A 9,112-nucleotide genomic window follows, 5' to 3' on the forward strand; every position below is an offset into this window, starting at 1 on the left:
CCATGATTTCGATCTTGCGACGTGGCCTGCTGGTGTTGCTGGCGGCTTTCCCCCTGATGACCTTGGCCGCGCAGTCGCCGCATGACGTGGTTCAGGGCACCACCACCGAGCTGCTGGGTGAACTCAAGGCCAACAAAGAGCAGTACAAGGCCAACCCACAAGCGTTCTACGACACCCTTGACCGGATTCTCGCGCCGGTGGTCGATGCCGACGGTATTTCCCGCAGCATCATGACCGTCAAGTACTCGCGCAAGGCCACGCCCGAGCAGATGCAGCGCTTCCAGGAAAACTTCAAGCGCAGCCTGTTCCAGTTCTACGGCAATGCGTTGCTGGAGTACAACAACCAGGGCATCGTCGTCGACCCGGCCAAGGCCGATGATGGCAAGCGCGCTTCGGTGGGCATGAAGGTTACCGGCAACAATGGCGCCGTGTACCCGGTGCAGTACACCCTGGAAAACCTGGGTGGCGAGTGGAAGGTGCGTAACGTCATCGTCAACGGCATCAACATCGGCAAGCTGTTCCGTGACCAGTTCGCCGACGCCATGCAGCGCAATGGCAACAACCTGGACAAGACCATCGACGGCTGGGCCGGCGAAGTGGCCAAGGCCAAGCAGGCCGCCGACAACTCGCCAGAAAAGGCGGTGAAATGAGTGAGGCCGCGGTAAGCATGGCTGAGCCGGGCGTGCTGAGCCTGTCCGGCGTGCTGGACTACCGCAGCGGGCCGCAGCTGCGCAAGCAAGGCAAGGCGCTGATCACTGCCAGCCGGGATGCGCAATTGGTGCTCGATTGCACGGGCGTGCTGCGCTCCACCAGTGTCGGCCTGTCGTTGCTGCTGTCGTTCATGCGCGATGCCCAGGCCACAGGCAAGGCCTGCCGGGTGCGGGGCATGCCCGACGACATGCGGGAAATTGCCGAGGTCTACGACCTCGATCAAGTGCTGGCGACCTGATGGCCCGGCACGGATGACGGCCCCTCGGTCAGCGAAGCCCTCGTTGGGCTTCGCAGGCGAGGGGCTTTTTTGTATGATGGCCGACCCGTGCGCATCGGGCGCCGATTGAGGTTGAGCATGCAGGCCGTAGAAGTTAAAAGCTTCCTTGAAGAGAAATTGCCGGGTTCCCGGGTAGAAGTTGAAGGCGAAGGCTGCAACTTCCAGTTGAACGTGATCAGCGACGAGTTGGCTGGCCTGAGCCCGGTCAAACGCCAGCAGGCTATCTATGCTCATCTGAATCCGTGGATCGCCAATGGCAGCATCCACGCGGTAACCATGAAATTTTTCAGCAGCGCAGCCTGGGCTGAGCGCACCTGAGCCAACTTGGCGGCGAGATTCCAATGGACAAACTGATTATTACTGGCGGCGCTCGTCTTGACGGCGAGATCCGTATTTCGGGTGCGAAGAACGCAGCCCTGCCGATTCTGGCGGCGACCCTGCTGGCCGATGGCCCGGTCACCGTCGGCAACCTGCCGCACCTGCACGACATCACCACCATGATCGAGCTGTTCGGCCGCATGGGCATCGAGCCTGTGATCGACGAAAAGCTGGCGGTGGAAATCGACCCCCGCACCATCAAGACCCTGGTCGCGCCGTACGAACTGGTCAAGACCATGCGCGCCTCGATCCTGGTGCTGGGCCCGATGGTCGCCCGCTTCGGCGAGGCCGAGGTGGCGCTGCCCGGCGGTTGCGCGATCGGTTCGCGCCCGGTCGACCTGCACATCCGTGGCTTGGAGGCCATGGGTGCGAAGATCGAGGTCGAAGCTGGCTACATCAAGGCCAAGGCGCCTGAGGGCGGCCTGCGCGGTGCGCATTTCTTCTTCGACACCGTCAGCGTGACCGGTACCGAAAACATCATGATGGCCGCAGCGCTGGCCAAAGGCCGCAGCGTGTTGCAGAACGCTGCGCGTGAGCCGGAGGTGGTCGACCTGGCCAACTTCATCAACGCCATGGGCGGCAAGGTGCAAGGTGCCGGTACCGACACCATCACCATCGATGGCGTCGAGCGCCTGGCGTCGGCCAGCTACCGCGTGATGCCGGACCGTATCGAGACCGGTACCTACCTGGTTGCCGCTGCCGTGACCGGTGGCCGCGTCAAGGTCAAGGATACCGACCCGACCATCCTTGAGGCCGTGCTGGAAAAGCTCAAGGAAGCCGGCGCCGAGATCACCACCGGTGAAGACTGGATCGAGCTCGACATGCAGGGCAAGCGGCCGAAAGCCGTGAACCTGCGTACTGCGCCGTACCCGGCGTTCCCGACCGACATGCAGGCGCAGTTCATCTCGCTGAACGCCATTGCCGAAGGCACCGGTGCCGTCATCGAAACCATCTTCGAAAACCGCTTCATGCACGTGTACGAAATGCACCGCATGGGGGCACAGATCCAGGTCGAAGGCAACACCGCGATCGTTACCGGTGTACCGGCCCTCAAAGGCGCCCCGGTCATGGCCACCGACCTGCGCGCGTCGGCCAGCCTGGTGCTCTCGGCGCTGGTGGCCGAAGGTGACACGCTGATCGACCGCATCTACCACATTGACCGTGGCTACGAGTGCATCGAAGAAAAACTGCAGATGCTCGGCGCGAAAATCCGCCGCGTACCGGGCTGATCGCCCTCTGGTGCAAGGACGCACCGTTCGAATTGAAAGCGGCCAGGTCCAAGACCTGGCCAGCAGTAGCCGCTTAAGGACTGACGTTCCAATGTTGACCATCGCGCTTTCCAAAGGCCGTATTCTCGACGATACCTTGCCGTTGCTGGCCGAGGCCGGCATCGTGCCGACCGAGAACCCGGACAAGAGCCGCAAACTGATCATCCCTACCACGCAGGACGACGTACGCCTGCTGATCGTGCGTGCTACCGACGTGCCGACCTATGTCGAGCATGGTGCTGCCGACCTGGGTGTGGCCGGCAAGGACGTGCTGATGGAGTACGGCGGCCAGGGCCTGTACGAGCCACTGGACTTGCAGATTGCCCGCTGCAAGCTGATGACCGCTGGCGTGGTCGGCGCCCCTGAGCCCAAGGGCCGCCTGCGCGTGGCCACCAAGTTCGTCAACGTCGCCAAGCGTTACTACGCCGAACAGGGCCGCCAGGTCGACATCATCAAGCTGTACGGCTCGATGGAGCTGGCACCGCTGATCAACCTCGCCGACAAGATCATCGACGTGGTAGATACCGGCAACACCCTGCGGGCCAATGGCCTGGAACCCCAGGAAATGATCGCCACGATCAGCTCGCGCCTGGTGGTCAACAAGGCTTCCATGAAGATGCAGCACGCCCGCATCCAGAGCCTTATCGACACGCTGCGCGCGGCGGTCGAATCGCGACACCGCGGTTAATTCCCTACCGATTGCGCGCGGCCGTTGCTGCCGCGCCCATCTATCCGCGTCATAGCCATTTTTCTCGGGTGCCCGCGCGGATGGACTGGTAGCCTAGGGCGCCTGAGCATTCGCTAATCATCGAGGCCCTCGCCATGACCGTGTCCACTGCAATTGCCCGTCTCAACGCTGCTGATCCGGATTTCGCCCGTCATCTGGATCATCTGCTGAGCTGGGAAAGTGTGTCCGATGACGCGGTCAACCAGCGCGTGCTGGACATCATCAAGGCCGTGCGCGAGCGTGGCGACGCGGCGCTGGTGGAGTTCACCCAGCGTTTCGATGGCGTTCAGGCCACATCGATCGATGACCTGATCCTCGATCGCGAGCGCCTGGAGCTGGCGCTGACCCGCATCACCCCCGTACAGCGCCAGGCCCTGGAAAAGGCCGCCGACCGTGTGCGCATCTACCATGAGCGGCAGAAGCAGGATTCCTGGCAGTACACCGAAGCCGACGGCACCGTACTGGGGCAGAAGGTTACCCCGCTGGATCGGGCCGGCCTGTATGTGCCCGGCGGCAAGGCCTCGTACCCCTCGTCGGTGCTGATGAACGCCATCCCGGCCAAGGTGGCCGGCGTGGCCGAAGTGGTGATGGTGGTGCCGACCCCGCGCGGTGAGGTCAACGAGCTGGTGCTGGCCGCTGCCTGCATCGCCGGTGTCGACCGCGTGTTCACTGTCGGTGGCGCCCAGGCGGTCGCGGCACTGGCCTATGGCACCGAAAGCGTGCCACAGGTCGACAAGATCGTCGGCCCGGGCAACATCTACGTCGCCACTGCCAAGCGCCATGTATTTGGCCAGGTGGGCATCGACATGATCGCCGGGCCTTCGGAAATCCTGGTGGTGTGCGACGGTCAGACCGACCCGGACTGGATCGCCATGGACCTGTTCTCCCAGGCTGAACACGACGAAGACGCACAGGCCATTCTGGTCAGCCCGGATGCCGCCTTCCTGGACCGTGTCGCTGCCAGTATCGACAAGCTGCTGCCGACCATGGAGCGTGCGCAAATCATCCAGAAGTCGGTCAACGGCCGTGGTGCATTGATCCAGGTAAAAGACATGCAGCAGGCCATGGACGTGGCCAACCGCATTGCCCCCGAGCACCTGGAGCTGTCGGTGGCCGACCCGCAGGCCTGGCTGCCGCACATTCGCCACGCCGGGGCGATCTTCATGGGCCGCCACACCAGCGAAGCACTGGGTGATTACTGCGCCGGCCCCAACCACGTGTTGCCAACCTCCGGCACTGCACGCTTCTCGTCGCCGTTGGGTGTGTACGACTTCCAGAAGCGCTCGTCGATCATCTTCTGCTCCGAGCAAGGCGCGTCCGAACTGGGCCAGACTGCCTCCGTGCTGGCCCGTGGCGAATCGCTGACCGCGCACGCCCGAAGCGCTGAATACCGCATCCTGACCCAACAGAAGGGGAACTGAACATGAGCCGATTCTGGAGCCCCTTCGTCAAGGACCTGGTGCCTTACGTGCCGGGCGAGCAGCCCAAACTGGCGCGGCTGGTCAAGCTGAACACCAACGAGAACCCCTACGGCCCGTCGCCCAAGGCGCTGGAGGCCATGCGCGCGGAGCTGAACGACAACCTGCGCCTGTACCCCGATCCTAACGGTGACCGCCTGAAGCAGGCGGTGGCCGAGTATTACGGCGTTACCCCGGCGCAAGTGTTTGTCGGCAATGGTTCGGACGAGGTGCTGGCGCACATCTTCCACGGCCTGTTCCAGCACGATGCACCGTTGTTGTTCCCCGATATCAGCTACAGCTTCTACCCGGTGTATTGTGGTCTTTACGGCATCGCGTTCGAGCAGGTAGCCCTGGACGAGCAGTTCCAGATCCGTATCGAGGACTACAACAAGCCCAATGCCGGGATCATCTTCCCCAACCCCAACGCGCCTACGGGTTGCCTGATGCCACTGCAGGCGGTAGAGCAACTGCTGCAGGCCAACCGTGACTCGGTGGTGGTGGTGGATGAAGCGTACATCGACTTCGGCGGCGAAACCGCCATCAGCCTGGTCGACCGCTACGACAACCTGCTGGTGACCCAGACCTTGTCCAAATCGCGCTCGTTGGCAGGGCTGCGTGTCGGCTTGGCCGTGGGGCACCCGGACCTGATCGAGGCATTGGAGCGCATCAAGAACAGCTTCAACTCCTACCCGCTGGACCGTGCGGCCATTGTTGGCGCTGCCGCGGCTTTCGAGGACCGAGAGTACTTCGAGCAAACCTGCCGCAAGGTGATCGACAGCCGCGAGGCGTTGGTTGGCCAGCTACAGGCCAAGGGCTTCGAAGTGCTGCCGTCGGCGGCCAACTTCATTTTCGCGCGCCACCCGCAACAGGATGCCGCCGAGTTGGCAGCGCGCTTGCGCGAGCAGGGTGTCATCGTGCGCCACTTCAAGCAGGCACGTATCGCCCAGTTCCTGCGGATCACCATTGGAACCCCGGAGATGAACCAGGCGCTGCTGGATGCCTTGAACTGACCGGGCCCTTTCTAGCGCCTGTCACACCGAGCGCCGCCCGCGCGGCGCTTGGTGCCTACTCAAAAACACTTCTGTGAAGCGTTGCAGCCTGTTGATTCAGCGCTTATGGTTAGCCCTTATTCGTCCGATGACTGGATGTATCGATGTCGTTATTGATCAAACGCTCCCTCGTCGAGCAGGCCGTTGAGCAACTGCGTGAGCGCATCGCCCAGGGTGACTGGCAGATCGGCCAGCGCCTGCCGACCGAGCCGGAACTGGCCCTGCAACTGGGCATCAGCCGTAACACCGTGCGCGAAGCCATGCGCGTGCTGGCCTTCAGCGGCCTGGTCGAAGTACGCCAAGGCGACGGCAGCTACCTGCGTACCGCGCAGGACCCGTTGCTGGCGATGCAGGCCATGGCCCGCTGTACCGCCGAGCAGGCCCGTGAAACCCGCCACATTCTCGAGGCGGAGGCGATTGGCCTGGCCGCGCTGCGGCGCACCGATGCAGACCTGCAAGGGCTGCGCGAAGCGCTGGCCGGCAGCGCCGGGCATTTTCATGGTGATATCGATCACTACATAAGGTGCGACCTGGTGTTTCACCAGCGGCTGGTCGATGCCGCCCACAACCCCGCCCTCAGCGAGCTTTACCGCTATTTCTCCGGCGTGGTCGCGGCGGCGCTGCAGCACAGCATGGCGACCGTGCCGCGCTGCCAGGCCACGTTCGATCTGCATGGGCAGATCCTCGACGCCATCGAACAGCGTGATGCGGACCGGGCCAAGCACCTGAGCCGCACCCTTATCGAATCCTGACCCCGAGAACACCATGGCTGAGTCCCTACCCCGCAACACCCCACCGCACGCGCGTGACCTCGATGAACTGCTGATCGACGCCGAGGCCGACGACGAGCAAATCCAGCAGCAGCCGGTGCAATTACGTCGTCCGTGGCTGCTGTTGCTCGGCCTGGTGCTGGTGGCGCTGAACCTGCGCCCGGCGCTGTCGAGCATGGCGCCCGTGTTGGGCCAGGTGTCCGAAGGACTGGGGCTGAACGCTTCGCAAGCCGGTTTGCTGACTACCTTGCCGGTGTTGTGCCTGGGGCTGTTTGCGCCGCTGGCACCGATGCTGGCAAGGCGCTTTGGCAGTGAGCGGGTGATCGTCGGCATTCTGCTCACCCTGGCGTTGGGCATTGTCGTGCGCAGCAGTTTGGGCGTGGCGGGGGTGTTTCTGGGCAGCCTGATGGCTGGCGCCAGCATCGGCATCATCGGGGTGTTGTTGCCCGGTATCGTCAAGCGCGACTTCCCCCAGCACGCAGGCACGCTGACCGGGGTGTACACCATGGCCTTGTGCCTGGGCGCGGCCATGGCGGCGGGTGCCACCGTGCCCTTGGCCAGCCATTTCGGTGGCAGCTGGGCGTTGGGCCTGGGCTTCTGGGTGCTCCCGGCGCTGCTGGCCATGCTGGTCTGGCTGCCACAAGCCCGCCAGGGGCACGGCCTGCACAAGGTGGCATACCGCGTACGTGGCCTCTGGCGTGACCCGTTGGCCTGGCAGGTGACCCTGTACATGGGCCTGCAGTCGTCGCTGGCCTACATCGTGTTTGGCTGGCTGCCGTCGATCCTGATCGGTCGTGGCCTGAGCCCGACCCAGGCCGGCCTGGTCCTTTCCGGGTCGGTCATTGTGCAGTTGCTGAGTTCGCTGAGCGCGCCGTGGCTGGCCACTCGCGGCAAGGACCAGCGGCTGGCAATCGTGGTGGTCATGCTGACCACTCTGGCGGGCCTGTTCGGTTGCCTGTATGCCCCGCTTTCCGGGCTGTGGGGCTGGGCCGTGGTGCTGGGCCTGGGGCAGGGTGGTACATTTGCCCTGGCGCTGACCTTGATCGTGTTGCGCTCGAAGGATGCCCACGTGGCGGCCAACCTGTCGAGCATGGCCCAAGGCGTGGGTTATACCCTGGCGTCGATGGGGCCGTTCGCGGTGGGGTTGGTGCATGACCTGACGGGCGGCTGGGCGGCCGTGGGCTGGATCTTCGCTGTGCTTGGGGTCGGCGCCATCGTCTTCGGGTTGGGGGCCGGGCGGGCTTTGCATGTGCAGGTGACAAGCGAAAAAGTCTGAATCTGAGCTGGGCAGCACCGGCCCTGTCGCCGGCAAGCCAGCTCCCACAGGGATCGCATCAGGGCTGACAGGTGTTTGTCAGAAGATATGCAGCGCCTGTGAGATCGAGCGCCGCCCGCGCGGCGCAATCGCGAGCTGCGCTCGCTCCTACGTTTGTTTCGGGCCAATTATTCCTGTGGGATTCGCGCGCGAACGCCTTGGTGCATGCCTCAATATCGCGCCGTACAAACAAGGCGGCCGCGCGCGCCTGTCACAGGCGTTACTGGCCCGAAACAAACGTAGGAGCGAGCGCAGCTCGCGATTGCGCCGCGCGGGCGGCGCTCGATCTCACAGGCGCTGAAGATGCTGCGGCGGAAGCTGGCATAAGCAACCGGGTCAGATTATCGTGCTGCTTTCGACCCCAGGATGGACCAGCCCCCATGAGTGACGCCCACCGCGATTTGATTACGCGCTTCTACCAGGCCTTCCAGCGCCTGGACGCCGAGGCAATGATCGCCTGCTACAGCGACGATATCGTTTTCAGCGACCCGGTTTTCGGTACGCTGCGCGGCAAGGACGCGGGCGACATGTGGCGCATGCTGACCACGCGCGGCAAAGACTTCACCCTGACCTTCGACAGCGTACGCGCCGACGAGCGCAGCGGTGCCGCACACTGGGTGGCGACCTACCTGTTCAGCCAGACGGGGCGGGTGGTGGTCAATGATATCCAGGCACGCTTCATCATCCGCGATGGCTTGATCTGCCAGCACGACGATACGTTCGACCTGTGGCGCTGGTCGCGGCAGGCGTTGGGTATGCCAGGGGTATTGCTGGGTTGGTCGCCGCTGCTGCAGAACAAGGTTCGCGCACAGGCCTTCAAGGGGTTGCGCGCGTTCCAGCAGGCCCAGGGTGTGTGAAGCTGCCCCCGCAAGCGTTGGCAAGCCTTGGTATGTCTACCTGGTCAGGGCGGCCAACGGTTCGTTGTATTGCGGGGTCAGTGATGACCCGCAGCGGCGTTTTCTGGCCCATCAGAAAGGGCGGGGGGCACGGTACTTCAAGACCAGCCCGGCACAGGCGCTGGTGTATATCGAGCAATGGCCGGACAAGGGCGAGGCATTGCGCCAGGAGCGGTTGGTGAAACGGCTGCGCAAGTCGGCGAAAGAGGCTTTGGTGGCGGCTTATCTGATGGGTTCGGCTTGAGGGTGCTGGGGCCGCTT

Annotated in this window: 11 protein-coding genes; all 11 read left to right on the forward strand. The window is 63.8% G+C overall.

Features of this window, described 5'->3' with window-relative positions:
- Positions 1-2 precede the first annotated feature (2 nt).
- The 11 genes from DMX12_RS20710 to DMX12_RS20760 all read left to right on the forward strand — a co-directional run bounded on the left by DMX12_RS20710 (position 3) and on the right by DMX12_RS20760 (position 9,095).
- Positions 3-650 carry a phospholipid-binding protein MlaC gene (locus DMX12_RS20710; RefSeq protein ID WP_009683029.1) on the forward strand — a complete coding sequence of 216 codons (648 nt, stop codon included), beginning with the start codon at positions 3-5 and terminating at the stop codon, positions 648-650.
- Positions 647-949 carry a lipid asymmetry maintenance protein MlaB gene (locus tag DMX12_RS20715; RefSeq protein WP_054911612.1) on the forward strand — a complete coding sequence of 101 codons (303 nt, stop codon included), beginning with the start codon at positions 647-649 and terminating at the stop codon, positions 947-949. The genes DMX12_RS20710 and DMX12_RS20715 overlap by 4 nt, the downstream gene beginning before the upstream one ends.
- 117 nt (positions 950-1,066) lie before the next feature.
- A complete protein-coding gene (locus DMX12_RS20720) occupies positions 1,067-1,306 on the forward strand; it encodes a BolA family protein (protein ID WP_003255121.1) in 240 nt (79 codons plus the stop codon).
- A 23-nt stretch (positions 1,307-1,329) separates the two neighbouring features.
- The gene (murA, locus tag DMX12_RS20725; RefSeq protein ID WP_009683027.1) at positions 1,330-2,595 is read left to right on the forward strand and encodes a UDP-N-acetylglucosamine 1-carboxyvinyltransferase; all 1,266 of its coding nucleotides are present in this window, start codon (positions 1,330-1,332) and stop codon (positions 2,593-2,595) included.
- Between the two features lie 91 nt (positions 2,596-2,686).
- Positions 2,687-3,322: an ATP phosphoribosyltransferase gene (gene hisG, locus DMX12_RS20730; RefSeq protein WP_009683026.1), complete on the forward strand. Its 636-nt coding sequence runs from the start codon at positions 2,687-2,689 to the stop codon at positions 3,320-3,322.
- A 134-nt stretch (positions 3,323-3,456) separates the two neighbouring features.
- The gene (hisD, locus tag DMX12_RS20735; protein ID WP_110679327.1) at positions 3,457-4,782 is read left to right on the forward strand and encodes a histidinol dehydrogenase; all 1,326 of its coding nucleotides are present in this window, start codon (positions 3,457-3,459) and stop codon (positions 4,780-4,782) included.
- Positions 4,783-4,784: 2 nt separating this feature from the next.
- Positions 4,785-5,831: a histidinol-phosphate transaminase gene (gene hisC / locus DMX12_RS20740; protein WP_009683023.1), complete on the forward strand. Its 1,047-nt coding sequence runs from the start codon at positions 4,785-4,787 to the stop codon at positions 5,829-5,831.
- Positions 5,832-5,974: 143 nt separating this feature from the next.
- Positions 5,975-6,622 carry a FadR/GntR family transcriptional regulator gene (locus DMX12_RS20745; RefSeq protein WP_110679328.1) on the forward strand — a complete coding sequence of 216 codons (648 nt, stop codon included), beginning with the start codon at positions 5,975-5,977 and terminating at the stop codon, positions 6,620-6,622.
- Between the two features lie 13 nt (positions 6,623-6,635).
- Positions 6,636-7,916, forward strand: coding sequence for an MFS transporter (locus tag DMX12_RS20750; RefSeq protein ID WP_110679329.1), 1,281 nt, complete (start codon positions 6,636-6,638; stop codon positions 7,914-7,916).
- A 419-nt stretch (positions 7,917-8,335) separates the two neighbouring features.
- Complete coding sequence (locus DMX12_RS20755; protein WP_110679330.1) at positions 8,336-8,812, forward strand: nuclear transport factor 2 family protein; 477 nt, start codon at positions 8,336-8,338, stop codon at positions 8,810-8,812.
- A complete protein-coding gene (locus DMX12_RS20760; RefSeq protein WP_110679331.1) occupies positions 8,805-9,095 on the forward strand; it encodes a GIY-YIG nuclease family protein in 291 nt (96 codons plus the stop codon). The genes DMX12_RS20755 and DMX12_RS20760 overlap by 8 nt, the downstream gene beginning before the upstream one ends.
- Positions 9,096-9,112 lie beyond the last annotated feature (17 nt).

Origin of the sequence: Pseudomonas sp. MB-090624 (assembly GCF_003205245.1) — a bacterium.
Lineage (GTDB): Bacteria > Pseudomonadota > Gammaproteobacteria > Pseudomonadales > Pseudomonadaceae > Aquipseudomonas > Aquipseudomonas juntendi.

What these genes read in the sequence shown, in the direction of transcription:
- DMX12_RS20710 (WP_009683029.1), top strand. Translation starts at nt 3, where the DNA reads ATGATTTCGATCTTGCGACGTGGCCTGCTGGTGTTGCTGGCGGCTTTC.
- DMX12_RS20715 (WP_054911612.1), top strand. Translation starts at nt 647, where the DNA reads ATGAGTGAGGCCGCGGTAAGCATGGCTGAGCCGGGCGTGCTGAGCCTG.
- DMX12_RS20720 (WP_003255121.1), top strand. Translation starts at nt 1,067, where the DNA reads ATGCAGGCCGTAGAAGTTAAAAGCTTCCTTGAAGAGAAATTGCCGGGT.
- murA (WP_009683027.1), top strand. Translation starts at nt 1,330, where the DNA reads ATGGACAAACTGATTATTACTGGCGGCGCTCGTCTTGACGGCGAGATC.
- hisG (WP_009683026.1), top strand. Translation starts at nt 2,687, where the DNA reads ATGTTGACCATCGCGCTTTCCAAAGGCCGTATTCTCGACGATACCTTG.
- hisD (WP_110679327.1), top strand. Translation starts at nt 3,457, where the DNA reads ATGACCGTGTCCACTGCAATTGCCCGTCTCAACGCTGCTGATCCGGAT.
- hisC (WP_009683023.1), top strand. Translation starts at nt 4,785, where the DNA reads ATGAGCCGATTCTGGAGCCCCTTCGTCAAGGACCTGGTGCCTTACGTG.
- DMX12_RS20745 (WP_110679328.1), top strand. Translation starts at nt 5,975, where the DNA reads ATGTCGTTATTGATCAAACGCTCCCTCGTCGAGCAGGCCGTTGAGCAA.
- DMX12_RS20750 (WP_110679329.1), top strand. Translation starts at nt 6,636, where the DNA reads ATGGCTGAGTCCCTACCCCGCAACACCCCACCGCACGCGCGTGACCTC.
- DMX12_RS20755 (WP_110679330.1), top strand. Translation starts at nt 8,336, where the DNA reads ATGAGTGACGCCCACCGCGATTTGATTACGCGCTTCTACCAGGCCTTC.